We start from the raw sequence: 257 nt of genomic DNA, 5'->3' as shown, positions 1-257 counted from the left end.
TAAATGGTTGACTTTCATAGCAACAAAATTGTGTTTCACGGCATCAACAGAGATCTTCTCAACAACAGAAAAGTCAAAGAATGGGATCATTCTTGAGAGCATATCAATTTTCACAGACTGAAATATCTGGGAAGCCTGTTGCAACACCCTTAAAGTTGTTAACTTCTCCAAAGCAGGAAGGTACTGTGACAGAAAAACTTCTGGAACCAAGGGAGCTGATGAAAGCTTCCCTCCAATCTTTGAAATCTTAGATAGCA

The 257-nt window shown here is 38.9% G+C and carries 1 protein-coding gene; it reads right to left on the bottom strand.

The window, feature by feature from the left end:
• The coding region (locus tag L9G74_RS24415; protein WP_238898749.1) for a PCI domain-containing protein at nt 1–257 on the bottom strand (257 nt) is incomplete at both ends.

The sequence above is a fragment of the Shewanella electrica genome, assembly GCF_022321485.1.
Lineage (GTDB): Bacteria > Pseudomonadota > Gammaproteobacteria > Enterobacterales > Shewanellaceae > Shewanella > Shewanella electrica.
This window is presented reverse-complemented; position numbering and strand designations above follow the sequence as displayed.